This window comes from Bradyrhizobium sp. SZCCHNR2028 (genome assembly GCF_032380995.1).
Taxonomy (GTDB): Bacteria; Pseudomonadota; Alphaproteobacteria; order Rhizobiales; family Xanthobacteraceae; genus Bradyrhizobium.
On sequence record NZ_JAUHJF010000011.1, the window covers coordinates 176810 to 203516 of the forward strand.

General features: G+C 65.6%; 20 protein-coding genes and 1 pseudogene. 13 read left to right on the top strand and 8 right to left on the bottom strand.

What is annotated here, in order from left to right; genetic code table 11:
* Window positions 1-112 precede the first annotated feature (112 nt).
* Together QX121_RS19100 and QX121_RS19105 are read left to right on the top strand one after the other, a co-directional pair.
* Window positions 113-424 carry a hypothetical protein gene (locus tag QX121_RS19100; protein ID WP_315758505.1) on the top strand — a complete coding sequence of 104 codons (312 nt, stop codon included), beginning with the start codon at window positions 113-115 and terminating at the stop codon, window positions 422-424.
* A gap of 304 nt (window positions 425-728) precedes the next feature.
* Entirely contained in the window at window positions 729-1463 is a 735-nt protein-coding gene (locus QX121_RS19105) for a cytochrome c biogenesis CcdA family protein (RefSeq protein ID WP_315758506.1), read from the top strand.
* Window positions 1464-1469: 6 nt separating this feature from the next.
* Here QX121_RS19105 and QX121_RS19110 read toward each other — a convergent pair whose 3' ends face one another.
* Window positions 1470-2987: an HWE histidine kinase domain-containing protein gene (locus QX121_RS19110; protein WP_315812759.1), complete on the bottom strand. Its 1518-nt coding sequence runs from the start codon at window positions 2985-2987 to the stop codon at window positions 1470-1472.
* 242 nt (window positions 2988-3229) lie between these two features.
* Window positions 3230-4504: a serine hydrolase domain-containing protein gene (locus tag QX121_RS19115; protein WP_315812760.1), complete on the bottom strand. Its 1275-nt coding sequence runs from the start codon at window positions 4502-4504 to the stop codon at window positions 3230-3232.
* A gap of 149 nt (window positions 4505-4653) precedes the next feature.
* Here QX121_RS19115 and QX121_RS19120 point away from each other — a divergent pair, with 149 nt between their 5' ends.
* Window positions 4654-5568, top strand: a complete 915-nt coding sequence (locus QX121_RS19120; RefSeq protein ID WP_315779524.1) for an intradiol ring-cleavage dioxygenase — start codon at window positions 4654-4656, stop codon at window positions 5566-5568.
* 23 nt (window positions 5569-5591) lie between these two features.
* Here QX121_RS19120 and QX121_RS19125 read toward each other — a convergent pair whose 3' ends face one another.
* From QX121_RS19125 to QX121_RS19135, 3 genes are all read right to left on the bottom strand, one after another.
* Window positions 5592-7322, bottom strand: a complete 1731-nt coding sequence (locus QX121_RS19125; protein ID WP_315812761.1) for a bifunctional protein-serine/threonine kinase/phosphatase — start codon at window positions 7320-7322, stop codon at window positions 5592-5594.
* Between the two features lie 67 nt (window positions 7323-7389).
* Complete coding sequence (locus QX121_RS19130; RefSeq protein ID WP_315779526.1) at window positions 7390-8223, bottom strand: formate/nitrite transporter family protein; 834 nt, start codon at window positions 8221-8223, stop codon at window positions 7390-7392.
* A gap of 208 nt (window positions 8224-8431) precedes the next feature.
* Complete coding sequence (locus QX121_RS19135) at window positions 8432-8749, bottom strand: hypothetical protein (RefSeq protein ID WP_315812762.1); 318 nt, start codon at window positions 8747-8749, stop codon at window positions 8432-8434.
* 146 nt (window positions 8750-8895) lie between these two features.
* Between QX121_RS19135 and QX121_RS19140 the strand changes: the two genes are divergently transcribed.
* From QX121_RS19140 to QX121_RS19185, 10 genes are all read left to right on the top strand, one after another.
* Window positions 8896-10212 carry a CmpA/NrtA family ABC transporter substrate-binding protein gene (locus QX121_RS19140; RefSeq protein WP_315812763.1) on the top strand — a complete coding sequence of 439 codons (1317 nt, stop codon included), beginning with the start codon at window positions 8896-8898 and terminating at the stop codon, window positions 10210-10212.
* Window positions 10213-10275: 63 nt separating this feature from the next.
* Window positions 10276-11184 (top strand): nitrate ABC transporter permease, encoded by a 909-nt coding sequence (gene ntrB / locus QX121_RS19145; RefSeq protein WP_315737170.1) that lies wholly within the window; start codon window positions 10276-10278, stop codon window positions 11182-11184.
* 12 nt (window positions 11185-11196) lie between these two features.
* Complete coding sequence (locus QX121_RS19150; RefSeq protein ID WP_315737171.1) at window positions 11197-11988, top strand: ABC transporter ATP-binding protein; 792 nt, start codon at window positions 11197-11199, stop codon at window positions 11986-11988.
* A gap of 84 nt (window positions 11989-12072) precedes the next feature.
* Window positions 12073-12498: a globin family protein gene (locus QX121_RS19155; RefSeq protein ID WP_315737172.1), complete on the top strand. Its 426-nt coding sequence runs from the start codon at window positions 12073-12075 to the stop codon at window positions 12496-12498.
* Between the two features lie 5 nt (window positions 12499-12503).
* Window positions 12504-13718, top strand: a complete 1215-nt coding sequence (locus QX121_RS19160; RefSeq protein WP_315812764.1) for an NAD(P)/FAD-dependent oxidoreductase — start codon at window positions 12504-12506, stop codon at window positions 13716-13718.
* Between the two features lie 19 nt (window positions 13719-13737).
* Window positions 13738-16428, top strand: a complete 2691-nt coding sequence (locus QX121_RS19165; RefSeq protein ID WP_315812765.1) for a molybdopterin-dependent oxidoreductase — start codon at window positions 13738-13740, stop codon at window positions 16426-16428.
* Window positions 16429-16639: 211 nt separating this feature from the next.
* The gene (locus QX121_RS19170; RefSeq protein WP_315812766.1) at window positions 16640-17479 is read left to right on the top strand and encodes an aldo/keto reductase; all 840 of its coding nucleotides are present in this window, start codon (window positions 16640-16642) and stop codon (window positions 17477-17479) included.
* 196 nt (window positions 17480-17675) lie between these two features.
* Entirely contained in the window at window positions 17676-18629 is a 954-nt protein-coding gene (locus tag QX121_RS19175) for a DMT family transporter (protein ID WP_315812774.1), read from the top strand.
* A 209-nt stretch (window positions 18630-18838) separates the two neighbouring features.
* On the top strand, window positions 18839-21874 hold the full coding sequence (locus QX121_RS19180) for an autotransporter domain-containing protein (RefSeq protein ID WP_315799038.1): 3036 nt from the start codon (window positions 18839-18841) through the stop codon (window positions 21872-21874).
* A gap of 85 nt (window positions 21875-21959) precedes the next feature.
* Window positions 21960-23132, top strand: a complete 1173-nt coding sequence (locus QX121_RS19185) for a fumarylacetoacetate hydrolase family protein (protein ID WP_315812767.1) — start codon at window positions 21960-21962, stop codon at window positions 23130-23132.
* A 250-nt stretch (window positions 23133-23382) separates the two neighbouring features.
* Here the strand turns inward: QX121_RS19185 and QX121_RS19190 are convergent, their stop codons facing one another.
* From QX121_RS19190 to QX121_RS19200, 3 genes and pseudogenes are all read right to left on the bottom strand, one after another.
* Window positions 23383-24645 (bottom strand): 2Fe-2S iron-sulfur cluster-binding protein, encoded by a 1263-nt coding sequence (locus tag QX121_RS19190; RefSeq protein WP_315812768.1) that lies wholly within the window; start codon window positions 24643-24645, stop codon window positions 23383-23385.
* 51 nt (window positions 24646-24696) lie between these two features.
* The gene (locus tag QX121_RS19195; protein ID WP_315737179.1) at window positions 24697-25800 is read right to left on the bottom strand and encodes a ferredoxin; all 1104 of its coding nucleotides are present in this window, start codon (window positions 25798-25800) and stop codon (window positions 24697-24699) included.
* Window positions 25801-26444: 644 nt separating this feature from the next.
* Window positions 26445-26707: pseudogene (locus tag QX121_RS19200) on the bottom strand (hypothetical protein); the annotation flags it as partial.

Consider the following 26707-nt stretch of genomic DNA (forward strand, 5'->3'; position numbering starts at 1 on the left):
CCGGGAAGCGGTGGCGTGTCTTCACCCTGCGTCATGCCAGGACTGAGCCGCATGGGCAAAGCGCAGGGGAGCAACGACATGACGTATTTGGAAGCCGTCCGCGAGTCGGGAGTTGCTCGGCTCGATCTCGTCGCACGCTAGAACGGAAACGACGCCTGTGGCCAATTCAGACGAACAAATGCTTGCAGTGCTTGCATCCCTGGAGCAGTGCCGCGCCATGCTCGCGGCAACGGGCAATCGCGAATCGGCACATTTGGTCTCGGTTGCCATCCTCGACCTGCGTATGAAGCTGAACCGTCTGAGCGAAGACGATCTGAAATCGCTTTGCGATGAGATGGTTCAAGCTGACAATCCCGACAAGCTGCGCGATGCGAAGCTGCAGCCGGGTCAGCGCCGGCCACCGTTGCTTCGAGTGGTGAAATAGCACAGTTCGATGTGTGCACAAGGGTGCATTTAGCGCATTTGTGATATGTCGTGATCCCACAGTGAGCGCGCACCGGCTCGCAGACGAGCCGGTTGGAACGAGGCGGACACTCCCATCGCGGCGGGGGACTTCGCCAATGAGGCCCCCGATCCGGGGATGTCGGGCTCTGTCCTCGCGAAAGCCCGCAGGCGGTGATCATCGGTGACCGCCGTAACTTCGGCACGTCTGTTGCGTATTCCCGGCATCGGCGGCAAGAAGCGTCGTGCCCCGGCTTGCGCCTGGAGGGGCGTATCGCGGGACTCGCATGATCCAGAACGTATCGATTCCGGCCGCGTTCATTGCTGGCCTGGTCAGTTTTCTTTCGCCCTGCGTGCTACCGCTGGTTCCGCCTTATCTGGTCTATCTCACCGGTGCCACGATCGAGCACATCGAGAGCGAGGAGCCTCCGGCCGCGTCGCGCCGCGCCGTGATGATCTCGGCTGCACTGTTCGTGCTGGGCTTCTCGACCGTGTTCGTGATGTTGGGGGCGAGCGCTTCGCTGATCGGCGGCCTGATCCGGGCCTGGTCGGAGCAGTTGTCCATTCTCGCCGGCATCGTCATCATCGTGATGGGCCTGCACTTCCTCGGCCTGACCCGGATCGCGTTCCTGATGCGCGAAGGTCGGCTGCCGATCCCCAAGCCGGTCGGCCTGTGGGGCGCCTACGTCATGGGGCTCGCCTTCGCCTTCGGCTGGACGCCGTGCATCGGGCCGATCCTGGCGGCGATCCTCTCGATCGCAGCCGCGGAGACGACAGTCGCCAAGGGGGCCGGGCTTCTTGCCGTCTATTCCGCCGGCCTCGGCATTCCGTTCCTGGTCGCGGCGTTCATGATCGAACAGTTCTCGGCGCTGTTCATCCGCATGCGTGGCCATCTCGTGAACATCGAGCGCGCGATGGGCGTGCTGATGATCGCCACCGGCATCGGCTTTCTCACCGGCGCGGTCTCGACCTTCAGCATCTGGCTGCTCGAGACGTTCCCGGCGCTGCAAAGGTTCGGCTGATGCGGCTCAATCGTCGAGCTTGCAGGTGATGGTGTAGACCACGCCCGGCGGCAGGAAGTCGACCGTGGCCTCGCCGCCGAGCTGATCGCGCGCGCTGCGCACGATCAGGCGGGAGCCGAAGCCGCGCTGGATCGGCGCCGAGACCACCGGGCCGCCAGTTTCCTGCCACACCAGCCGCAGCCGTGCCGGCAGCTTCTTCGCCGCGTCGGCCGCGCTCGCCAGCTCCCAGGACAGATCGACCGTGCCGGTGTCGTTGGAGAGCGCACCATACTTGGCGGCGTTGGTTGCGATCTCGTGCACGATCATCGACAGCACCACGGCGAGCCGCGGCGACAGCGCCACCTTCGGGCCGGAGATCCTGATGCGCTCGGGCGTGTTGAGGCGGTAGGGCTTGAGCACGCGCTCGATCACGTCCTGCAGCTCAGAACCCTGCCATTTCTCCTTGCTGAGCAGATTATGCGCCTCGGCGAGCGCGCCGAGCCGGCCCTCGAACTTCTCACGCTCATGGCGGCTGGCGCTGCGGAAGGTCTGCACCGCGATCGCCTGCAGGATCGCCAGCGTGTTCTTGACCCGGTGATTGAGCTCCTCGATCAGCAGGTCGTGCAGCATCTCGGCGCGCGCGATCGTCGTCGCCATCCGCACCGCAAAGGCCAGACCGATCGCCAGCATGATGCCGCCGAGCAGGCTGGTGACGGCGAGGTTGCGCCACAGCGGCGCCACAAGCGAATCCTCGGCGATGCCGGCGCCGATGGTCCATCCGGTGAGGGTGGAATGGGTGAAGCTCGACAGCAGCGGCACGCCCTCGAGCGATACGCTCGACAGCGTCGCCTCCTGCTCGCTGCGCATGCGATCAAACACCGATGGCGAGGCCTGCTTGCCTATCGTGTCCGCCGGATTTGGCACGCGTGCGAATACGGTCGCCTTGCGGTCGAGCAGCGACAAGGTCCAGTCCGGGTTCGGCCGCTGCTTTTCCAGGATGGTCTGGAACATCTCGATCGGCGGGCTGAACGAGATGTCATAGACGACCTCGCCGTCGCGAAAGACGGGCACCTCGACGGTGACGATCAGGCTCTTCTTCACGACGCCGTAGAAGAGGTCGGAATATTGCGGCTGCCGGGTCTCGAACACGCGGCGGGTGATCTCGCGGTTGTTGCGCGTCGGCAGGTGAGCCGTATCCGTCGTCGCCGACGAGAACAGCTGGCGTCCGTTGTGGTCGGCGACCACGATCGTGCCGTTCTTGCCGTACTGCTCGAGGAAGCCCATCGCGATCGGGCGGAAGCGTTCGAAATCGCCGGTGGTCAGGGCATCGGTCAGCGCCAGCACCTGGACGCCGCCAGTCATGCGCTGCATTTCCGCATCGAGCGTCAGCCGGATGCTGCGCACCGTCTCCAGCACGCGCTGACGGGCGTCGCTGCGGTCCTGCATGTAGTTGTGCAAGACGATCCCGCCTGCGAACAAGATAAGCGGCAGCGTGGTCCCTGCGACCAGAAGAGCAAGCCGGATCGGCAGGGAGAGTTTTGGCACAGATGCCCCGTTTGAGCTGGCGCTGCTGATCGCCGTTGGGACTGACGCAGGCGGGAGGTGCGTCGGGCGGAGGCGAATTTGTGCAGCGAGCGCATTTCAGGCTGGAGCGGCTGCCTCCGCAAGGGCTCGGCGGTTGCAACCGTTCACATGACTGTCAGCATAGGAGAGCGCGGCGTGCACGCCAAGCGCAACGCGCGGCGATCGCCGGTTCCCTGAGCGGCTTTACCGCCACAGCGCCTCTCCTAGACGTTGCTCTCGCTGATGGCCGCATACACCATCGTGCGCAGTTCGCGGCGGATCGGATAGGCGCTCGACGGCAGCACCTGGGTCATGAAGATCGTGATCAGCTCCTCGGCCGGATCGATCCAGAACGCGGTGGAGGCCGCACCGCCCCAGGCATATTCTCCGGCGCTGCCTGGAATGAGCGTCTTGGCCGGATCCATCGTCACCGAGAAGCCGAGACCGAAGCCGATGCCGTTATAGGCTGCTTCCGCGAACATCGAGCGCGACAGCGCCGGCAGGTCGACGCCGCCCGGCAGATGGTTCGAGGTCATCAGCTTCAGCGTCTTCGGGCCGAGCAGCCTGACCCCGCCGAGCTCGCCGCCATTGACCAGCGCGCGGCAGAACGTCAGATAGTCCGCCGTGGTCGAGCACAGACCGCCGCCGCCTGAGATGAAGTCGGGCGGGCTCAAGAAAGAGCTGGTGGCGGGATCGTCCTGCAAGGTCAGGCCGCCCTTGCGATCGGCCGCGTGGAACGACAAGGCGCCGCCGGCATCGGCCGAGTAGCACGCCGCCAGCCGGTGCGCCTTCGCGGCGGGGACGTGGAAGTCGGTGTCGCTCATGCCGAGCGGATCGAAGATGCGCTCTTTCAGCACTTGCTCGAACGGCTTGTCGGCGATCTTGCCGACGAGATAGCCGACCACGTCGGTGGAGACCGAGTAGTTCCAGGCTTCCCCCGGCGAGAACTCCAGCGGAATGAGCGACAGGTCGTCGATCATCGACTGCAACGTTCCTGCCTTTTCGACCGCGCCGATCTTCGCGTCGCGATACGCGGCATCGACGTTCGAGCGCTGCTGGAAGCCGTAGGTGAGGCCGGAGGTGTGGCGTAAGAGGTCGACGATCAGCATCGGCCGCGCCGGCGGCCGGCTGACAAAGGCCGGCGCGGTGCCGGCGACGAACACGCCCAGATTCTTCCACTCCGGAATGTATTTTGCGACCGGCTCGTCGAGCGCGACCTTGCCTTCCTCGACCAGCATCATGAAGGCGACCGAGGTGATCGGCTTGGTCATCGAATAGATGCGGTAGATCGTGTCGTCCCTGACCGGGACCTTGCGCTCGACGTCGGCATAGCCGAGCGAGCTCGCATGCACGATCTTGCCGCGGCGATAGACCATCAACTGCGTCCCGGGAAAGCGGCCGGCCTCGATATAGCGCTGCCGCAGATGGGCATCGATGCGATCGAGCGCGGCTTTCGACATGCCGACGGTTTCGGGCGAGGCGGGTGTCGGGGCGAGCATCGGGCGTCTCCGCTATGATCGGTTTCTGGCGGCCTGCGCGAGGATCGGCCGCACATGCCGTTTGTTCCGGGTGATAGCCGAAAAACGCGCCGCGTCCAATGGCAGGCCAGGGATGCGTCGTGTACCCTTTGCGCCGGGAGGAATTGGCAATGACACAATTCAACGAGGCCGAGCTCACGGAGGCCGTCGTCGCGAGCTTCGAAGGGACACCCGATCCGCGCGCGAAATTCCTGCTGCAGGAATTGGTGAAATCGCTGCACGATTATGTGCGCCGGACGGAGCTCACTTTCGACGAGTGGGCCGCCGCCATCGACTTTCTCACCCGCACCGGACAGACCTGCACCGCGAGCCGGCAGGAGTTCATCCTGCTGTCCGACGTGCTCGGCGTGTCGATGCTGGTCGACGCCATCAATCATCGCGACCGGGCAGGGGCGACGGAGACGACCGTGCTCGGCCCGTTCTACGTCGGCGAGCACAAGGTGACGCCCCACGGCACCGACATCTCGGCGGATCTCAAGGGCGAGAAGATGTTCGTCCAGGGACGGGTCACCGATCTGTCGGGTGCCCCGCTGGCAGGCGCCGCGGTCGATGTCTGGCATGCCGACGACGAGGGCTTCTACGATTCGCAGCGGCCGTCCTACGCGAGCGATGGTCCGTCGTCGCGGGCGCGCTTCATCACCGATGCGGATGGTCGCTTTTTCTTCCGCACCATCCTGCCCTGCAGCTATCCGATCCCGACCGACGGTCCGGTGGGACAGATGATCCTGAGCACCAAACGCCATCCGATGCGGCCGGCTCATGTGCATTTCCTGGTGGACGCCAAGGGCTACGAGCCGCTGATCACCCACGTCTTCGTCGGCGGTGACGAATATCTCGACAGCGATGTCGTGTTTGGCGTCAAGAACGACCTCGTCGCCCAAGTGGAGCGGCGCAGCGACGCGGTGATGCCGGACGGTAAGCTGGCCGTCGGGCCATGGCACTTCATGACCTATGATTTCCGCATGAAGCCGGGAGCGGGCGCGGCGCCGAGACCGCTCGGCGCGATCGCGCCTGAACCCGCCTGAGCTGTGGTGGCCGGCAGGTCCGACTACCAGCCGCCGTGGCGAGCCGCGAGCAGGATGATCACTGCCATCGCGAGCAGCGCAGTCGCTGCCTTCCAGAACAGCAGCGGATTGCGCTCGATCAGGGGCGTCCGGCTGTCGCCGACATAGGCCGGATTGGGGTGCCGAAGGTCGAAGACGAATTCGGAGAGGCTCTCGTAACGTTTGGCGGCGATGGGATGGACGGCGCGTCGAAGTGCGCCATCGATCCAGAGCGGGACGGCTTGGTCATCGCCGGAGGCCGGCAGATAGCGGACCTTGCGAAACTGCGCCCGGGTTCTTGCGCGCGCCATCTGCGCGCCGTAGGGCAATCGCCCCGTCAGCATCTGGTAAGCGATGACTCCGAGTGAGAACTGATCGGACCATTCGGAGCCGCCCTCGCCGAGAAAATATTCCGGCGCCGTATACTGCTGGGTGCCGAGGATGCTGTCGTGGTCGGCAGCCGGGTCGGCCTCGACCACGCCGCTGACGCGCACCGATCCGAAATCGATGATCTTCACCGTTCGGGTCCGGTCGATCATGATGTTCTGCGGCCGCAGATCCTGGTGCAGCATTTCCTTTCGATGCAGCGCCTGCAGCCCCTTGGCGATCTGCTCGATGATGTCTCTGATGGCATCGAGATCGGCTTTGGGATGGTCGATCATCCATTGCGCCAAGGTCTGGCCTTCGACGAATTCGGTGACGACGTAGAGATGATCGCGGCGCCGCGTCGATGGGAAGGCCTTCAGCACATGCGGGTTATCGATCCGCCGCGCGATCCAGTCTTCCATCAGGAACCGTTTGAGATAGGCGCTGTCGCCGCGCAGGTCGATCGAAGGCACCTTGAGGGCGACGGCGAGCTCCGTCTCGACGTCGATGGCCAGATAGATGTGGCTGCGGCTGCTGGCATGGATCTCGCGCACGATCCGGTAGCCCTCGAAGATCGTCCGCGCGTCCAGCAGCGGCGCGGGCGGCAGCTGCTCGGCCTGGACCGGGATCTCGGCGGAATCGCCGGCTCCGAGTTCGTCGATCCGCACGATCTGGATCGTGAGATTGTCCGCACTGCCCTGCGCCAGTGCCTCAGCGACGATGATGCGGGCCGCCTGATCGAGGTCGTGGGAATTCTCCTTCAACACGTTGGCGACAAAACGCTTGCCCACGTGCTCGTGAACGCCGTCCGTCGCGAGCACGAAGATGTCGCCGCGCTCGATCCGAATGGCCTGATAGTCGATTTCGACCTCGGGATTGACCCCGAGCGCACGCCCCAGATAGCTCTGCTGCGACGAGATGATGACGCGATGATCGTCGGTGAGCTGCTCGAGCGAATGACCTGCGGGGCGATAGATGCGACAATCGCCGATATGGAAGAGATGCGCCGTGGCCGCCTTGATCACGATCGCGCTGAGCGTGCAGACATAACCTTTGTCGCGATCATAGGCGTATTGGCTGGCTCTGGTCTGGGCGTAGAGCCAGGAGTTGGCCGCGGCGATCACGCGTCGCACCGAGGTCTTCACCGACCAGGCATCCGGCGTGCAGTAATAGTCGGTCAGGAAGCTCTTGACCGCCGACTCGCTCGCAATGTGGCTGACCTCGCTGCTGCTGATCCCGTCCGCGATCGCGATCGCGATGCCCTTCAGGCTGAGCGCCGGCTCATCGGGAATCAGAGCGCCGTGGAAGTCCTGGTTGCCCGGCTTCTGCCCTTTGTCGGAATGCGCTCCGATTGTGATCCGCAATGGCATTTGGGCTGTCGGGCGAAATGAAGGGAGCCCGACCTTACCGGGGCCGGGCTCTCCGAGGGAAACGGAATCAGGCCGCGGCGCGAGCTGCGATCTTGGCATCACGCTTCGGCTGCGTCCTGATGTGGGTGGCATAGAGCGTCAGGCCGGTGAACGAGAGGCCGCCGACGAGATTGCCGAGCACGGTCGGGATCTCGTTCCAGATCAGATAGTCCATGATCGAGAACTTCGCATGGAGCATCAGCCCCGACGGGAACAGGAACATGTTCACCACCGAATGCTCGAACACCATGTAGAAGAAGACCAGGATCGGCATCCACATCGCCAGCACCTTGCCCGGGACCGTCGTCGATATCATCGCGCCGACCACGCCGGTGGAGACCATCCAGTTGCACAGCATGCCGCGGATGAACAGCGTCGCCATTCCAGCCGCGCCATGCGCCGCGTAGCCGAGCGTCCGGCCTTCACCGATATTGCCGATCACAGCGCCGACCTTGTCCGGCTCCTGCGTGAAGCCGAACGTGGTCACGAATGCCATCATGAAGGCTACGGTCAGTGCTCCGGCGAAATTGCCGATGAAGACAAGTCCCCAGTTGCGCAGCACGCCTGCGATCGTCACGCCCGGACGTTTGTCGATCAATGCCAGCGGCGACAGCACGAACACGCCGGTCAGCAGATCGAAGCCCAGCAAATAGAGCATGCAGAAGCCGACCGGAAACAACAGGGCGCCGATGAGCGGCTGGCCGGTGTTCACGTTGATGGTGACGGCAAACCAGGCCGCGAGCGCCAGGATCGCGCCCGCCATGTAGGCGCGGATGACGGTGTCGCGGGTCGACATGAAGATCTTGGACTCGCCTGCGTCCACCATCTTGGTGACGAATTCTGAAGGCGCGAGATACGACATTCAAACGTCCTTTGCTTGCTCTCGGGAGTCGATTGCGCGCTGCCTTGCGAGAGGTTCTGGCTCTCGAGGGACATCGCCACGGGCAGGCGGATCGGATGTCGAATGCGGGAAGGGCGTCACGACGACCGCGCCGAGGAGACCTCGGTCGCGTGCGCGCATCCGTCCCGGAGATCAGCGCCATCGGCGTCGACAGTCCGGCGAACCGCAGTCATCGTTGACTTGCAGAACCAGAAGCAATGCGTGTGCCAAATTTGACGCCACCGAGAAAGTCAGTGATTTCAAGCGACTGCGCGGGAGTTTCTCTGCTGCGGCTGCCTGAAAGGGCTCTTTTGGTGCCCTGATGCTCATGGAACAATCTCTCCATGCTTATTTTGTGTGCGCCGCACACAAAGTGTGCGAATCGCAAATTTTGGATGCGGCCCGCTGCCTCTGATGGATTGTTGTGCAATGCTAAAGGGTTGAATTTGCCTGACAAATCCAAATCGGCGTGTTGGCACGAAGCTTGAATGAGCGTGTCCGACGCCATCGATGCCGTCCGCGCAACCCTCATCCGAATCGTGACGCTGCCCCTTCCGAGGCCTCCTCGGAACGCGCCTTTGTGCGTGGTGCAGCGACCCGCAACGGACGGCCATTCACCATCGAGCGCTCTTCAGACAAAGGACGACAGCACTCATGACGAAGACTGCCAATCCTGCTCGCCGCAACGGCCTCAGCCGTCGTCAGCTTCTCAAGGCCGGCGCAGGGACGGCTGCGCTGCTTGCAGCCGCGAAGCTGAACTTGCCGGGCGGAGCTTTCGCCCAAGGGGCGGGGCCGGAAGTCACCAGCGCCAAGCTCGGCTTCATCGCGCTCAGCGATGCCGGCCCGCTGTTCGTCGCCAAGGACAAGGGCCTGTTTGCGAAATACGGCATGCCTGATGTCGATGTGCAGAAGCAGGCCTCATGGGGCACGACGCGCGACAATCTCGTGCTCGGCTCCGAGGGCAACGGCATCGACGGCGCGCACATCCTGACCCCGATGCCGTACCTCATCTCCTCGGGCAAGGTGACGCAGAACAACCAGCCGACGCCGATGTACATCCTGGCGCGCCTCAATCTCGATGCGCAGTGCATCTCGGTCGGCAAGGAGTACGCCGACCTGAAGCTCGGTCTCGATACCGCGCCGTTCAAGGCCGCGCTGGAGAAGAAGAAGGCCTCCGGCAAGTCCGTGAAGGCAGCGATGACCTTCCCGGGCGGCACCCACGATCTCTGGATCCGCTATTGGCTCGCCGCCGGCGGCATCGATCCCGACAAGGACATCGAGACCATCGTGGTGCCGCCGCCGCAGATGGTGGCCAACATGAAGGTCGGCACCATGGACTGCTTCTGCGTCGGCGAGCCGTGGAATGCGCAGCTCGTCAACCAGGGCATCGGCTACACCGCCGTCACGACCGGCGAGATCTGGAACAAGCATCCCGAAAAATCCTTCGCGATGCGCGCCGCCTTTGTCGACAAATATCCGAAGGCCGCGAAGGCGTTGACGATGGCGGTGATGGAAGCCCAGCAGTGGGCCGACAAGATGGAGAACAAGCAGGAGCTCGCGACTATCATGGCCAAGCGGCAGTGGATCAACTGCCCGGTCGAGGACGTCGCCGGGCGCTCGGCCGGCAAGTTCGACTACGGCACCGGCAAGGTCGTCGAGAACTCGCCGCACATCATGAAGTACTGGAGCGACTTCGCATCCTATCCATTCCAGAGCCACGATCTCTGGTTCATCACCGAGGACATCCGGTGGGGCAAGTATGAGGCCGGCTTCGACGCCAAGTCGCTGATCGCCAAGGTCAACCGCGAGGACATCTGGCGCGAGGCCGCCAAGGAGATGAACGTCGCCGCCGCCGAGATTCCGACCTCCAAGTCGCGCGGCAAGGAGACCTTCTTCGATGGCAAGGTGTTCGATCCGGAAGATCCCGCCGCCTACCTGAAGTCGCTGTCGATCAAGCGCGTCGACGCCTGATCAGGACTCTCGCCGCGCGCGGAAAGCGCGCGGCCCCTCTCATTGCACGGAGAAAGGTTTCCGATGTCCATGCCAGCGTTGAGCAACGATAGTGCTCCCCAGGTCGTGCCGACCGCGGCGGCGTCCACCTCGGCGTCCATCGTAACGATGACGCCCAAGCAGCCGCCGAAGGCCGAGCGCTATGTAAAGATGGCACGTGAGGCCGCGGTGCGCGTGGTGCCGCCGCTGATCGTGCTGGCGCTGTTCCTGCTGATTTGGGAGCTGGTCTGCCGCCGGGCCGGCTCGGCGCTGCCGCCGCCCTCCCGGGTCTTCAGCGACACCCGGGAGCTGATCTTCGATCCGTTCTTCGATCATGGCGGCATCGACAAGGGCTTGTTCTGGCATCTCGAAGCCAGCCTCCGGCGCGTCGCCTTCGGCTACGCGATTGCCGTCGTCGTCGGCGTCGGTGTCGGCACGCTGATCGGCCAGTCGGTGTGGGCCATGCGCGGCCTCGATCCGATCTTCCAGGTGCTGCGCACGATCCCGCCGCTCGCCTGGCTGCCGCTGTCGCTGGCGGCGTTTCGCGACGGCCAGCCGTCGGCGATCTTCGTGATCTTCATCACCTCGGTGTGGCCGATCATCATCAACACCGCGGTCGGCATCCGCAACATTCCGCAGGACTACCGCAACGTCGCCGCGGTGGTGCAGCTCAATCCGCTGGAGTTCTTCGCCAAGATCATGATCCCGGCGGCCGCGCCCTACATCTTCACCGGCCTGCGCATCGGCATCGGCCTGTCGTGGCTCGCGATCGTCGCGGCCGAGATGCTGATCGGCGGCGTCGGCATCGGCTTCTTCATCTGGGACGCGTGGAACTCCTCGCATATCAGCGAGATCATTCTCGCGCTGTTCTATGTCGGCATCATCGGCTTCGTGCTCGACCGCATGATCGCGGTGGTCGGCAAGATCGTCACCCGCGGCACTGCGACGAATTGAGAGGTAGAGATCATGGCCTATCTGAAGCTCGACCACGTCGACAAGACCTTCACCCGCGGCACCGCTACCACCGAAGTGCTGAAGGACATCAATCTCTCGATCGAGAAGGGCGAGTACGTCTCGATCATCGGCCATTCCGGCTGCGGCAAGTCGACGATGCTCAACATCGTGGCGGGGCTCACCACGGCCACGACCGGCGGCGTACTGCTGGAGGAGCGCGAGGTCAATTCGCCGGGACCTGACCGCGCGGTGGTGTTCCAGAACCACAGCCTGCTGCCCTGGCTCACGGTCTATGAGAACGTGCGGCTCGGCGTCGACAAGGTGTTCGCCAAGACCAAGACCCGGGCCGAGCGCGATGCCTGGACCATGCACAATCTGAACCTCGTGCAGATGGCCCATGCCAAGGACAAGCGTCCGAACGAGATCTCCGGCGGCATGAAGCAGCGCGTCGGCATTGCCCGTGCGCTCGCCATGGAGCCGAAGGTGCTGCTGCTCGACGAGCCGTTCGGCGCGCTCGATGCGCTGACCCGGGCGCATCTGCAGGATTCCGTGATGGCGCTGCATCAGAAGCTCGGCAACACCATCCTGATGATCACGCACGATGTCGACGAGGCCGTGTTGCTGTCCGACCGTATCGTGATGATGACCAACGGTCCGAGCGCACGGATCGGCGAGGTGCTCGAGGTCGCGCTGCCGCGTCCGCGCAAGCGGCTCGAGCTCGCGACCAACGCGACCTACGTGAAGTGCCGCCAGCGCGTGCTGGAATTCCTCTATGAGCGCCATCGCTACGTCGAGGCGGCGTGACGATTCGAACGCGGAGGACGGATCGAACCGCCCTCCGCCTCGGGCGACTAACGGGTTCTCATCTCCATCATCGAAGGATTTCCCATGACGCCGTCTCAGATCGCATTGGTTCAGGATAGCTTTGCCAAGGTCGCGCCGATCTCCGACCAGGCCGCGGGCATCTTCTACGATCGCCTGTTCGAGGTCGCGCCGCAGGTGCGGCCGATGTTTCCAGACGATCTCACCGAGCAGCGCAAGAAGCTGATGGCGACGCTGGCGGTCGTCGTGAATGGATTGGCGAACTTGCCTGCGATCCTGCCGGCAGCAAGCGCGCTGGCCAAGCGCCACGTCGATTATGGTGCCAAGCCCGAGCACTATCCGGTGGTCGGCTCTGCGCTGCTGTGGACCCTGGAAAAGGGGCTCGGCGAGGCCTGGACGCCCGAGGTCGCCGAGGCCTGGACCGCGGCCTATGGCACGCTGTCCGGCTTCATGATCGCGGAAGCCTACGGCAAGGCGCAGGCGGCGGAGTAGACGTCTTGAGTGAACCGCTCGTCATCGTCGGCAATGGCATGGCCGCTGCAAAGCTGGCCGAGGAATTGTCGCAGACCGCGCTCGGCCGCTACGCGATCGCCGTCATCGGCGAGGAGCCGCGTCTGGCCTACAACCGCGTGCTGCTGTCGTCGGTGCTGGCCGGCGAGGCCGCGTCCCACGAGATCGAGCTCAAGCCAGCCACCTGGTGGCGCGAGCGCGGCGTGACGCTGAAATACGGTGCGCGCGTGACCGCCATCGATGTCGGCCGCCGCGAGCTCCAGATCGAGAACGATGAGAACGTGGCGTTCTCGCGCCTGGTCCTGGCCACCGGCTCGCTGCCGCTGCGGCTTCCCGTGCCCGGCGCCGATCTGCCGGGCGTGCACACGTTCCGTGACAGCCGCGATACCGACGTGCTGTTGGCGCTCGCGGCGAAGAAGGGGCGCGTGGTGGTCGTCGGCGGCGGCCTGCTCGGGCTGGAAGCGGCCTATGGCCTGGCGCGTGCCGGCGCCAGGGTGACGCTGTTGCATCTGATGGACCGGCTGATGGAGCGGCAGCTCGATGCGCCGGCCGCCGCGTTGCTCAAGTCGCTGGTGGCGCGCAAGGGGATCGAGGTTCTGCTCAATGCCAGCACCGCGGCCATCCATGGGGACGGGCGGGTCGAAGGAGTCGAACTGGCCGATGGACGGCGCCTCGCCACCGACGCCGTGATCTTCGCGGCCGGAATCCGGCCGAACGTTGCGCTGGCGAAAGAGGCGGGGCTCGCCGTCAACCGCGGCATCGTCGTCGATGACGCCATGCAGACGTCGGCCCCCGGCATCTTCGCGCTCGGCGAATGCGCCGAGCATCGCGGCACCTGTTATGGGCTGGTCGAGCCGGCCTACGAGCAGGCGCGGGTGCTGGCGCGGCATCTGGCCGGCCGCCAGGCGGCCTATGGCGGCAGCGTCGTGTCGACCAACTTGAAAGTGTCCGGCGTATCCGTGTTCTCGGCGGGCGACTTCATCGGCGCCGAGGGCAGCGAGGCGATCGTGCTCAACGATGCCAAACGCGGCATCTACAAGAAGCTCGTCATCACGGAGGGGCGCCTCACCGGCGCCGTGCTGATCGGTGAGACTCAGGACGCGTTGTGGTATCGCGAGCTGATCCGGAGCCGCGAGCCGGTTGCAGCGATTCGGACGGCGATGATGTTCGGCCGCGCGGGCGCGCGGCCGCAGGCAGCGTGAGAAGGGGCCACGCACGACGATGACGACGGTCGATCCGAAGCTGCTGACGGTGCGCACTGCGTGTCCTTACTGTGGTGTCGGTTGTGGCGTGCTCGCCACGCCCGACGGCTGCGGCGGCGCTGCCATCTCCGGCGATCCGATGCATCCCGCCAATCTCGGCCGGCTTTGCTCCAAGGGTTCGGCGCTCGGCGAGACGCTCGGGCTCGAGAGCCGGCTGCTGTACCCGATGATCCGCTGCAAGGGCGGCATGCAGCGGGTGGCGTGGAGCGATGCGCTCGATCACGTCGCGACCCGCCTGAAGCACATCGTCGCCCGCGACGGCGAGGATGCGGTGGCGTTCTATCTCTCCGGCCAGATGCTGACCGAGGACTATTACGTCGCCAACAAGCTGATGAAAGGCTTTCTCGGCTCGGCCAATGTCGACACCAACTCGCGGCTGTGCATGGCCTCGTCGGTCGCCGGTCACCGCCGCGCCTTCGGCGCCGACACCGTGCCCGGCACCTATGAGGATCTCGATCAGGCCGATCTGCTGGTCTTCGTGGGCAGCAATGCCGCCTGGTGCCATCCGGTGCTGTATCAGCGCATGCTGGCCAACAAGCAGACGCGCGGCGCCAGGTTCGTGGTCATCGATCCACGTCGCACCGACACGTCGAGCGAAGCCGATCTGTTCCTGGGATTGAAGCCTGGCACTGATGCGGCGCTGTTCTCCGGCCTGCTGGTGCATCTCGCCGACAGCGGTGCGCTCGATCACGACTACATCAACGCTCACACCAGCGGCTTCGACGAGACCCTGGCTCGCGCCCGCAGCCTCGCCGGCAGCGCCGCGGCGACCGCGCTCGCCACCGGCCTGTCCGAGGTCGACGTCGTCGCCTTCTTCAAGCTGTTCCGCGATACTCCCAAGGTCGTCACCCTCTATTCGCAGGGCGTCAACCAGTCGGCGCAGGGCACCGACAAGGTCAACGCGATCCTCAACTGCCATCTCGCGACAGCGCGCATCGGCAAGCCGGGCATGGGGCCGTTCTCGCTGACCGGCCAACCCAATGCGATGGGCGGCCGCGAGGTCGGCGGGCTCGCCAACCAGCTCGCGGCCCACATGGGCTTCACGCCGCCAGACATCGACCGCGTCCGCCGCTTCTGGAAGGCCAAGGACATCGCCACCCATGAGGGTCTCAAGGCGGTGCAGATGTTCGAGGCGATCGCGCGCGGCGAGATCAAGGCGTTGTGGGTGATCGGCACCAACCCCGCGGTGTCGCTGCCGGACGCCGATCTGGTCCGCGCCGCGCTCAAGAAGCTCGAGCTGTTCGTCGTGTCCGAGAACGTCCGCTCCAACGACACCGTCGATGCCGGCGTCCACGTGCTGCTGCCGGCGCAGGCCTGGGGCGAGAAATCGGGCACGGTCACCAATTCCGAGCGCCGCATCTCGCGCCAGCGCGCCTTCCTTGCGCCGGCCGGCGAGGCCATGCCGGACTGGTGGATCCTGAGCGAGGTCGGCAAACGGCTCGGCCACGCGGGCGCCTTCAACTACAACTCTGCGGCCGACGTGTTCCGCGAGCATGCGGCATTGTCGGCGTTCGAGAACGACGGCACGCGCGATTTCGACATCGGCGCGTTGGCCTCGCTCACTGACGACGAATACGAGACGATGGCGCCGGTGCAATGGCCGGCGCGCGCGGGCAAGCCGCCCGAGCCGCGCTTTTTCGCCGACGGCGCCTTCTTCACCAACGACAGCAAAGCGCGCTTCGTCGCGCCGGAAGTGCCGGCGCTGCGCGGTGAGACCACCGCCGCCCGCCCGCTGCGCCTGAACACCGGGCGCATCCGCGACCAGTGGCACACGATGACGCGCACGGGCTTGAGCCCGCGGCTATCAGCGCATCTGCCGGAGCCGTTCGTCGAGGTGCATCCGGACGACGCGCTGAAATACGGCCTGATGCATGACGGCTTCGCCAAGGTGACGACCGAGCACGGCCAGTGCATCCTCAAGGTCGTGGTCAGCGAGCGCCAGCAGCGCGGCATGCTGTTCGCGCCGATCCATTGGAACGCCACCAACTCATCGCATGGTCGCGTCGGCGCGCTGGTCGCCTCCCACACCGATCCGTTCTCCGGTCAGCCCGAGGCCAAGGCGACCCCGGCTGCGATCAGTTCTTATGAGTACGTATTCCGCGGCTTCATCCTGTCGCGCAATGAGCTCACGCTGCCGTCCAACCTGTGGTGGGCACGCGCGACGGTGCAGGGCGGCTTGGGCTATCTGTTCGCCGATAACGGCGATCTGTCGCGCTGGCCGGCCTGGTTCAAGGCGCGCGCCACCGACGACGTCACGGACTACATGGATGTCGGCGGCGGCGTCTATCGCGCCGCGTCGTTCGCCGGCGATCGCATCGAAACCTGTCTCTTCGTCGGCCCCGGCCATGATGCCGGCGACTGGAACGTCGTGAAGACGATGTTCGCCGCCGATCGCCTCGACGACGACCAGCGCCGCGTGCTGCTGTCCGGCCGCGCGCCCGACGGCGTCGGCGGCGGCCCGATCGTCTGCGCCTGCTTCGGCGTCGGCCGCGATACCATCTGCGACGCCATCGCCGGCGGCGCGCGCACGCCCGCCGCCATCGGTGCGCAGCTCAAGGCTGGCACCAATTGCGGCTCGTGCATCCCCGAGATGAAGCGGCTGATCGCGCAGACGGCCACGGACGCCCCGCCGATCGCGGCGGCGAGCTAGCCGAGAACACTGTCATTCCGGGCGAGGCCAACGGCCTCGAACCCGGAATCTCGACATGGTGGAAATGAAACAGCGCAAGACAAGCTCGGGATTCCGGGTTCGACGCTGACGCGTCGCCCCGGAATGAGGTGGGTGTGGAGGCGCGTCAGATGCCTTGAGCAGGGAGGGCACCCAATCGACGCCGCGTGCCTCATTCTTTATGCTCGCCCGCATGAAGCACAAGACATTCGGAACTGGCGGCGCCAGCGTCTCCGTCATCGGGCAGGGCACCTGGTATCTCGACCACGCCGATCGCAGCCGCGCTATCGCCACGTTGCGGCGCGGCCTGGATCTCGGCATGAGCCACATCGATACCGCGGAGATGTATGGCGATGCCGAGCTGGTCATCGCCGAGGCCATCGCCGGCCGGCGTGACGACGTATTCCTGGTCTCGAAGGTGCTGCCAAGCAACGCCTCGCGCAAGGGCACCATCACCGCCTGCGAGCGCTCGCTGAAGCGGCTGAAGACCGACCGGCTCGACTGCTATCTCCTGCACTGGCCGGGCTCCTATCCGCTCGCGGAGACGGTGGCGGCGTTCGAGGAGCTCAAGGCCGCCGGCAAGATCGGGTCCTGGGGCGTCAGCAATTTCGACGTCGACGATCTCGACGAGTTGCTCGATGTCGCCGGCGAAGGCCAAATCGCCTGCAACCAGGTGCTCTACCATCTGCAGGAGCGCGCCATCGAGCACGCGGTGATCCCGTGGTGCGGCCAGCATGGCGTCGCCGTCGTCGCCTACTCGCCGTTCGGCCATGACGACTTTCCGGAACGCCGCAGCGCCGGCGGCGAGGTGCTGCAGCGCATCGCGGAGCAGCATGGCGCAACGCCGCGCCAGATCGCGCTCGCCTTCCTGACGCGGGCGTCGTCGCTGCTCGCGATCCCCAAGGCGTCGCGGCCCGAGCATGCCGAGCAGAATGCCGCGGCCGGCGACATCGAGCTGACCGCAGCCGAGATCGCCGCAATCGATCGCGCCTTTCCGCGCGGGCCGAAGCCGCGCGGGCTGCCCATGCTGTAATGCAGCATCACGGAAAATTACGGATGTTTGCTACTCCGGCGCGTGGCAACGCATAAGTGCTGCCCGCTTCGATGGGTTGTCGCGGCGTCGCGATTGGCGTTTTGTCGCCACTCACCGAATCGTCCCCGTTCCAAAACTCCCGAGTTCGACCGTGACCCCGCCACCGAGTGCGGCCGCAGCCGCGCGCCTCGACGACGTGCCGACCTCCGTGCAGGAGAAGCCGCAGGCCACGCGCAAGCGCGCGCCCGCGCGGGCCGACCGGCCGTTCCGCGGCATCGCGCTGATCCTGCTGTCGACCGTGTTCCTCGGCACCTCGGACGTCACAGCGAAATATCTCTCGAAGACGCTGCCCTCGATCGAGATCACCTGGATCCGCTTCGTGGTGTTCGCGGCGATCATGGTGCCGGCGATGATCCCGGGCTCGCCGCTGTTCGCGATGCGCACCGAGCGGCTCAAGTTCCAGCTGCTGCGCGGCGTTGCGCTGCTCGGCTCGTCGCTGATGTTCATCACCGGTTTACGCTATCTGCCGATTGCCGAGGCTTCCGCGACCGGCTTCGTCGCGCCGCTGTTCGTCACCGCGTTGTCGATCGTGTTCCTCAGCGAGAAGGTCGGCCTGCGCCGCTGGATCGCGACCGCGGTCGGGTTGTTTGGGGTGCTGATCATTCTCCGCCCCGGCACCGGCGCGTTCCATCTCGCCGCCTTGTTCCCGATCGCCTCGGCCTTCGCCTGGGCCTGCACGCTGATCATGACGCGGATGATGAGCGGCCGCGAGCACGCCATCACGATCATGACCTATTCGTCGATCGCCGGCGTCTGCGTGCTCACGGCAATCGTGCCGTTCGTCTGGACCACGCCGTCCTGGCAGGACATCGGCTTCGGCGTGCTGGTCGGCGTCGCCTCGACCATGGGGCAGTGGATCGTCGTGCTGGCGTTCCGTTATGCCGACGCCTCGGTGCTGGCGCCGTTCTCCTACACCCAGCTCCTGTGGGTCAGCATCCTCGGCTTCGTGGTGTTCGGCGAGGTGCCGGACGTCTGGACCATCGTCGGTGCCGCCTTCATCGTCTCCAGCGGCCTCTACACCGCCCATCGCGAGCGCGTCCGCCGCTCGCAACTGCTGCAGGTCGCCGGCGAGAGCTCGCCGAATCCGTGAGCCCTCGCTCGCGCATCCCTGGCGAATACGGGGGTGTGAATTTTTGGGCGGATGCGTTGCGCGATCGCCACAACCGGTGCGAAACGCGTAATGATCTGAAATCATTGGAAAAACGCATTCGCATCCCGTCCCGACCACCAAGTCTGAGCTGCTAGGTCTTGGACTGCACGAGAACGTGCAGAGCAGGGCTTGGGAGCGTCGGAGTGGGGATGTCGGGCGACAACACGGCTGACCGGGCTGTCCGCTGGCGGGTTGGCGGATTGGTGCTCGTGGTCGGGCTCGGGCTGGCGACGGCCGCGCAGGCGCAAACCGACTACACCTGGGGCGGTCCCGGCGCCACGACGACGACCTCCGACTACAATCTCTCGACCAACTGGGAGACCCCGCCGGCCGGCGCGCCGCCCGCATCGGGCGGCCAGGAGGCGTTGTTCGGGGCCACCGGCGCATCGACCATCACGGTCACGGCGCCGATCAATCCGGATTCCTGGATCTTCCTCAGCAACGCCCAGTCCTATTCGATCGGCGGCGCCGACGTGAATTTCGGCGTCGCCGGCTCCGGCTGGGGCTTCATCAACAACGCCAATTCCGGCCAGACCATCACCATCGGCAACAACCTCGGCGAGACCGTTGCCGGCGTGCGCGCCGAATTGCTCGGCAACAGCACCACCATCCTGCTCGGCACCAATTCCTACTCCGGCGGCACCTTCATCGGCAGCGTCGCGACCCTGCAGCTCGGCGATGCCACCCACACCGCCCGGATCGTCGGCGACGTGTCGAATTTCGGCATCTTCAACATCGTCAGGGCCGACACGTCCGGCATCGTCTCGCTCACCAATGATGGCGGCACCACCAACTTCCTCGGTGCGAGCTCCGCCGGCACGATGACGATCGTGAACCAGTCGATCGCCACGACCGCGTTCGGTGTCGCCGGCGGCACGGACACGGCCACGGCCGGCAACGCCGTGATCACCAACCATCAGGGCCGCACGCTGTTCAACGCCAATACCAGCGCCGGCAACGCGACGATCACGAACGACACGTTCAGCATGCTGGCGTTTGTCAATGCCGCCACGGCCGCCAATGCGGTCATCACCAATGGCGGCAATTCCTACGTGATGTTCGGGATCGGCTTCGGCAGCGACACCCCGTCGGCCGGCAATGCCACCATCACCAACAACATGAACGGCCAGGTCCAGTTCAACGCCCATTCCACCGCGGCGAACGCGACCGTCACCACCAATGACGGCGGCTCGACGCTGTTCTTCGATCACGCCAGCGCCGGCTCCGCCACGATCATCACCAATGATGGTGGCCGCACGCGCTTCCTCGACAATACGACCGGCGGCACCGCCCAGTTCGTCACCAATGGCACCGGCGTGGTCGATTTCTCCGGTAGCACGGGTGTCAATGGCGACGGCCGCATCACCGCCGGCTCGCTGGCGGGCTCCGGCAACTACTACATCGGCGCCTTCAACACGCTGGTGGTCGGCGGCAACAATCTCTCCACCGAGGTCTCCGGCGTGATCGGCGACACCGATCCTTGCGGGTGCGGCACCATCGGCCCAGGCTCGCTGACCAAGGTCGGCAGCGGCAAGCTGACATTGTCCGGCGTCAATACCTACACCGGCACGACCACGATCGACGGCGGCATCCTCGCCGTGAACGGCTCGATCGCCAGCAGCAATGTCGTGGTGAATTCCGGCGGCGCGCTCGGCGGCAACGGCATCGTCGGCAGCACGCTCATCAACGGCGGCGCACTCGCGCCGGGCAATTCGATCGGGCTGCTCACCGTGCAGGGCAACCTCGTGTTCACGACGGCTGCGAGCTACATGGTCGAGGTATCCCCGGCCAATGCCGACCGGGTCAACGTGACGGGAACGGCGACGCTCGGCGGCGCCACCGTGCAGGCGAGTTTCGCGCCCGGCAGCTACGTCAACAAGCAGTACACGATCGTCAATGCGACCGGCGGCGTCAGTGGCACCTTCAATGCGCTGGTCAACACCAACCTGCCGGCCAATTTCACTTCTCGTCTGAGCTACGACGCCAACAACGTCTATCTGAACCTGACGCTTGGCTCGACCGGCACCAACAACACGAACCAGCAGAACGTCACGGACACCACGACCGGCTATTTCAACCGCACCGGCGGCATTCCGCTCGCCTTCGGCGCGCTGACCCCGGCCGGCCTGACGCAGGTCTCCGGCGAGATCGCCACCGTTCCGCAGCAGGCGATGTTCGACTCGATGAAGATCTTTCTTGGCCTGATGACCGATCCTTTCGTCGCCGGTCGCAGCGCGAACGCATCTAGTCCGGCTGCGGCGTTCGCCGACGCAGGGCGGGGCGCCGCGCCGCGCGATGCCTTCGCGCGCATGCCGGTGAAGGCCACACCGGCCCAGCGCTTCGATGAGCGCTGGAGCACCTGGGCCGCGCCGTTCGGCGGCGGCTCGTTCACCGATGGCAACGCCGCGCTCGGATCGAACAACGCCACGATCCGCGAGGTCGGCTTGGCCGCTGGCGCCGATTACATCGTGTCGCCGAGCTGGCTCGCCGGCTTCGCGCTGTCTGGCGGTGGCACCAGCTTCGGCGTCAATGGCGGCGGCAGCGGCCGCTCCGACCTGTTCCAGGCCGGCGCCTTCACCCGCTATCGCCATGGTCCGGACTATCTCTCCGCCGCGCTCGCCTATGGCTGGCACGACGTGACCACCGACCGCACCGTGACCGTCGCCGGCGTCGACCAGCTCCGCGCCCGCTTCAATGCGTCGGCCTATTCGGCCCGCCTCGAGGCCGGCCGCCGCTATGCCACGCCGTGGGGCGGGATCACGCCCTATCTCGGCGGCCAGGCGACGGCTTACGTGCTGCCGTCCTATGCCGAGCAGGTGCTCTCCGGCGCCGGCACCTTCGCGCTGACCTATGCCGGCAAGACTGTCACCGATGCGCGCACCGAGCTCGGCGCGCGCGTCGATCGGTCGTTTGCGCTCACCGACGGCGTGCTGTCGCTGCGCGGCCGCGCCGCCTGGGCGCACAATTTCAACCCGGATCGCACCATGACGGCCGGCTTCCAGGTGCTGCCGGGCACGAGTTTCGTCGTCAACGGCGCTGCGCAGTCGCGCGACCTTGCGCTGACCTCGGCCTCGGCCGAAATGGCCTGGCGCAACGACTGGTCGGCGGCTGTGACCTTCGAGGGCGAGTTCTCGACCATCAGCCGCTCCTACGCCGGCAAGGGCGTGCTGCGCTACAGCTGGTGATTGCGCGACGTCGTGTGGCTTGGAGCCGGCGTGCACCGATGCTAGGGGTGCGCTGAGCAACAAGAACAACAGGGAGCACGACGCCATGATCAACCTGACGCCCGAGACCGTCCTGCCCGACGACGGCACCAGCGGGACGCTGGTCGGCCGGGTCTGGCGCCCCGACGTGGACGGACCGGCCGTGGTCGCGGTGCGCGATGACGGCGTTTATGACGTCACCTCGGCTTTCCCCACCGTCAGCGCCCTCTGCGAGCACGACGATCCGGCGGCGGCCCTGCGCGCGATGAAAGGCGAGCGCATCGGCGATCTCGCCGCCATCCTCGCCAACACGCCGCCGGATTGCCGCAATCCGGCCAAGCCGTGGCTGCTGGCGCCGGTCGATCTGCAGGTGCTGAAGGCCGCGGGTGTCACCTTCGCGATCTCGATGCTGGAGCGTGTCATCGAGGAGCGCGCGCGCGGCAACCCGGCCTCCGCCGAGGCGATCCGCAAGGAGGTGGTGCGTCTCGTCGGCGACGATTTCTCCAAGCTCAAGCCGGGCTCCGACCAGGCGATGCACCTCAAGCAGGTGCTGATCGAGCAGAACGCCTGGAGCCAGTATCTCGAGGTCGGCATCGGCCCCGACGCCGAGGTCTTCACCAAGGCGCCGACCTTGTCGTCGGTCGGCACCGGCATGGATGCCGGGCTGCATCCGAAATCGACCTGGAACAACCCGGAGCCGGAGGTGGTGCTTGCGGTGTCGAGCCGCGGCCGGATCGTCGGCGCGATGCTCGGCAATGACGTCAACCTGCGGGACTTCGAGGGGCGCTCGGCGTTGTTGCTGTCAAAGGCCAAGGACAACAACGCCTCCTGCGCGATCGGCCCGCTGCTGCGCCTGTTCGATAAGAGCTTCACGCTCGATGACGTCAGGAAGATGGACGTGGCGCTGACCGTGACCGGCAGCGACGGCTTCGTGCTCGACGGTCATTCCTCCATCAGCAAGATCAGCCGCGATCCGGCCGATCTCGTCGCCCAGACCATCGGCGCCGTGCATCAATATCCCGATGGCTTCGCGCTGTTCCTCGGCACGATGTTCGCGCCCGTCAAGGACCGCGACGCTCCCGGTCAGGGCTTCACCCACAAGCGCGACGACATCGTCACCATCTCGGCTCCCCAACTCGGCCGACTCGTCAACCGCATGCGCAACAGCGACGAATGCGAGCCGTGGACTTTCGGCGTCGGTGCCTTGATGCGGAGTTTGGCGCGGCGCAAGCTGATTTGAGGTTTCACCTCTCTCCCCGCTTGCGGTGTGACGGTTGCATTTGGCGAAATGTAGTAATCGCGGCGCGAATGCCTGCTATTTAGTTACTCCGTCATGCCCGGGCTTGTCCCGGGCATCCACGTCCTTCCAAGGATGCAGAACGACGTGGATGGCCGGGACAAGCCCGGCCATGACGACGTGGTGAGAGGCGCGCACTACACTCCTATCTTCATAATCGGTCGCGGTATTGCGGAGACGCTGATGTGGCCCCTCACACGTGCCCCGACGCCATCTGCCCGGCGGCGCGGCGGGCGCGCTCCTGCAACTGCGTGGGATCGCCCAGCGCGGCACGCTCTCGCACCACCGACAATGCATGGTCGCGCTCGGCCGCCGCGCTGCGGCGCGGCTCGGGGCGGCGCAGGCCGAGATCACCCTCGATCGGATCCTTCGGCACCAGCGACAGCGCCCGCTCGAACGGATCGAGCGAAGCCTCGCGGCCCTTGCCGCTGTCGCGGCTCGGCTCGGGCTCCGGCGGCCGCCGCGCCACCAGCGTCTTGATGCGTCCGATCAGGCCGGACGGCGCTTCCGGCGGAGCCGGGTCGAACGGATCGGCATAGAAGGTCGCGCCGGCCTTCTCGACCATGCCGGCGAGCGCGCTGACCATGCGCGGCGAGCCGCAGGCATAGACGACGTCGGAGGCCGTGAGCGTTGGCATGTGCGGCTCGATGCGCCCGGTGCGGATCGAGGGATGATTGACCGGACCTTCCTCGACCGTCGGGATGATCGTGACGTTCGGCAGCCTCGCCAATTGCGCCAGGATCGGCGTCATGTAGAGCTGCGGCAGCTTCTTGGCGCCGGCGATGATCACCATCGGCCGGTTGCGGGACTCGCGCAGCGCCATCGCGGCGATCGCCCAGATCGGCGCGAAGCCGGTGCCGCTGCCGGCGAGGACGAGACGGCCGGTGCCGCCCGGGCGCAGGAACGCATGCCCATACGGCCCCTGGATGCGCAGCCGATGGCCGGGACGGATGCCGCTGCCGAGCGCGGTCGTGACGCGGCCGCCACGCACGCGCTTGATGTTGAGATGGATGACGCGGCCGCCGATGCGGCCGTCGAACGAGGCGGTGGGGCTGTAGGCGCGCGCCGGATAGCCGTTGAAGGTGAACTTGAAGTACTGCCCCGGCAGATAGCTGATGCTCTTCTCCGGGGCGATCATCAGCTCCATGATGTCGGGCGCGACCTCGCGCAGGCCGACCAGGCGCGCCTTGGAGGTGTCGATCTCGGGCACGTCCTCCATCTCGACGTCGAGGTCGGAGACGACGCGCGCCTGGCACGCATAGATCATGCCCTGCGTATGCGTCTCGCCGCACACCGTCTGCCCCTTGGAGACATGAACCATGCAGGTGCCGCAGGTGCCGGCGCGGCAGTCGAACGGAATCTCGACGCCGTTGGCCAGCGCGCCATCGAGCAGCACGTCACCCGCGCGGACGCGGAACTGGCGGCCCTTGACGGTGACGGTCCTGAAGTTCGACATGGTTCACTCCTCGATACGCTGTGACAATGTGGGCTGAAGGACGCCGCGGGATCACGCCCTGTCGGGTGAGACGCGGATGAGGTTCTTGTTGGCCGTGCTCTCGAACCGGCTCGACCAGTAGTTCGAGGCCATCACCGGCCGCTTCAGCCAGCTCACCTTCGGCGAGCGCAGCACCAGGAACCAGAAGAAGAACGGCGTCGTGACGAGGTGCGAGACCAGCGGAAACCAGTCCGGCAGCAGCGACGCCGGACCGGGCAGGCGATACCAATAGTAGGTGCTGACCGCCGTCGCGGCGAAGATGCGGTGCATCCGGGTGCGGGTGGCCGGCTTGTAGCGCAGCATGTGCTCGCCGATCCTGAACACGATGTAGCTGATGACGGCCGCGCCGAACGGCCAGACATAGGCAGTGATGATCTCGGCACTCCCGACCTGCTGCGGCGGATAATCCGGCACCTGGAACCAGCCCCAGACGAAGCCGGGAAAGCTGCCGATCAGGAAGTTGCCGAGGAACTGCTGCACCTTCGTCGGCACGCCCGCGGTCGGCGTCAGCTCCGGCGTCGAGTCCGGGCACGGATTGCTGCAGGCCTCGCAGATATTGCAGCGGGCGTTCTTGAAGGTGAGAGCGGGGTTGGTGCCGTACAGACGCTCGACGGGGTGGATCGGGCACAGCGAGGTGCACCAGCCCGAGCGCATCTCGAACACCGAGCCCATCGCGAACGCCATGACCGCAGCCGACAGCAGCATGAGCGCCGTCAACGGCCCGTCAACATTGAGTCCGATGCGCCGCATCGGCACGACGATGAAGAGCGAGGTTACGCTGATCACCGCTAAGGTCGCCGCGCCCCATTCCGGCATCCGGATGTTCTGCGAGATGCCCATCTTGTTCGGCAAGAGATGAAAGGTCGCCATCGGACAGATGTTGCGCCACAGGCCGGGCGAGATCGTCACCAGCGCCGGCGCGACCGGAATCAGCAGATTCCACATCAGGGCGATGCCGAGCGCAGGGAAGAACAGCAGCAGATTCACCAGCAGCACGCCGACGACCAGCATGACCGTCTGCATGGTCAGCCAGAATCGCCGCTCGGCCCGGCCGGTGCTGCGGCTGCCCGGCTGCGCGGCCGGCTGATACCTGGCGGGAGCCACCTGCACGGCCACGTGTGTGAGCGGCCGGACCTCTCGACGGTGCGAAGCGTAGTCGTATTGGGACGAACGTTGAGCGCTGTTGTTTCGCATTGCTTTCCAGGACGCTGGTTACTTGGCACGGCGCGCTGGTGTGACGAGGCCGGGCCAGACGTGCTCGTCCGCCAGGCCTGTTAGTTCGCGTCATCAGCGCATGCTGTGCCGCGGAATCTGCCGACGAGATGTGGCGCTTTTTGACGGCCAATATGGACGTGTCTGGGCCATGCTGCGGTGGGCCTGCGGCCGTTTGATCTGGATCAAATCGAGGAACATCAAGCATTTGATCTGGATCGAGGTTTGTTTTCGAGTGCGTTTGATCTGGATCAATGACGGCCTTCACCGTGACAGATCGCAGGCGCAATCAAGGCGCATGTGCGTGGGATGCGGCATGCGAAAGCTGCCCGTCGGGCAAATCGGGGCGTGCGCGAGAAATCCTGTCCAGCCCTGTGCGGAAAAATAAATCGCTTGTCCATTTCGTAAAATCAGCATTAGAGTCCCGCCCATTCCGTTGCGTCGGAGGGGACGTATCGCGGTCGTCATGGACGTCGGCAGCGGAATGCGATGGGCGTGTGTCGTTGCAGCGTGATCATTCGCGCGGACGAACAGCGATGCACGCACGGTCAAGTCGCGCGGTCCTGGCACCCCGATGCTGGTGTCCCGCGGCGGAGCGCGCAAAGCGCATCGTCGCGCACGGTGGCCAAAAGCCGGCGCACCGGGGAGAACGCGAAGCAGCCGTCAAAACCATCGCGCAGGGGGGGCCGGGCGTGTTCGGCCAGACCTGTGGTACCTGCCGCCTGCATTTTTTTCGCAGGCGGGCCACGGGCGGTGTGCCGAGTATGAACGACAGCTTGGAGGTGGAAGTCCTCTATCCAGCCTGATGGCG

Excerpts from the sequence above, each read along its gene's own strand:
- QX121_RS19105 (WP_315758506.1), top strand. The coding sequence starts at position 729 with ATGATCCAGAACGTATCGATTCCGGCCGCGTTCATTGCTGGCCTGGTC.
- QX121_RS19115 (WP_315812760.1), bottom strand. The coding sequence starts at position 4,504 with ATGCTCGCCCCGACACCCGCCTCGCCCGAAACCGTCGGCATGTCGAAA.
- QX121_RS19120 (WP_315779524.1), top strand. The coding sequence starts at position 4,654 with ATGACACAATTCAACGAGGCCGAGCTCACGGAGGCCGTCGTCGCGAGC.
- QX121_RS19125 (WP_315812761.1), bottom strand. The coding sequence starts at position 7,322 with ATGCCATTGCGGATCACAATCGGAGCGCATTCCGACAAAGGGCAGAAG.
- QX121_RS19130 (WP_315779526.1), bottom strand. The coding sequence starts at position 8,223 with ATGTCGTATCTCGCGCCTTCAGAATTCGTCACCAAGATGGTGGACGCA.
- QX121_RS19135 (WP_315812762.1), bottom strand. The coding sequence starts at position 8,749 with ATGGCGTCGGACACGCTCATTCAAGCTTCGTGCCAACACGCCGATTTG.
- QX121_RS19140 (WP_315812763.1), top strand. The coding sequence starts at position 8,896 with ATGACGAAGACTGCCAATCCTGCTCGCCGCAACGGCCTCAGCCGTCGT.
- ntrB (WP_315737170.1), top strand. The coding sequence starts at position 10,276 with ATGTCCATGCCAGCGTTGAGCAACGATAGTGCTCCCCAGGTCGTGCCG.
- QX121_RS19150 (WP_315737171.1), top strand. The coding sequence starts at position 11,197 with ATGGCCTATCTGAAGCTCGACCACGTCGACAAGACCTTCACCCGCGGC.
- QX121_RS19155 (WP_315737172.1), top strand. The coding sequence starts at position 12,073 with ATGACGCCGTCTCAGATCGCATTGGTTCAGGATAGCTTTGCCAAGGTC.
- QX121_RS19165 (WP_315812765.1), top strand. The coding sequence starts at position 13,738 with ATGACGACGGTCGATCCGAAGCTGCTGACGGTGCGCACTGCGTGTCCT.
- QX121_RS19170 (WP_315812766.1), top strand. The coding sequence starts at position 16,640 with ATGAAGCACAAGACATTCGGAACTGGCGGCGCCAGCGTCTCCGTCATC.
- QX121_RS19180 (WP_315799038.1), top strand. The coding sequence starts at position 18,839 with ATGTCGGGCGACAACACGGCTGACCGGGCTGTCCGCTGGCGGGTTGGC.
- QX121_RS19185 (WP_315812767.1), top strand. The coding sequence starts at position 21,960 with ATGATCAACCTGACGCCCGAGACCGTCCTGCCCGACGACGGCACCAGC.
- QX121_RS19190 (WP_315812768.1), bottom strand. The coding sequence starts at position 24,645 with ATGTCGAACTTCAGGACCGTCACCGTCAAGGGCCGCCAGTTCCGCGTC.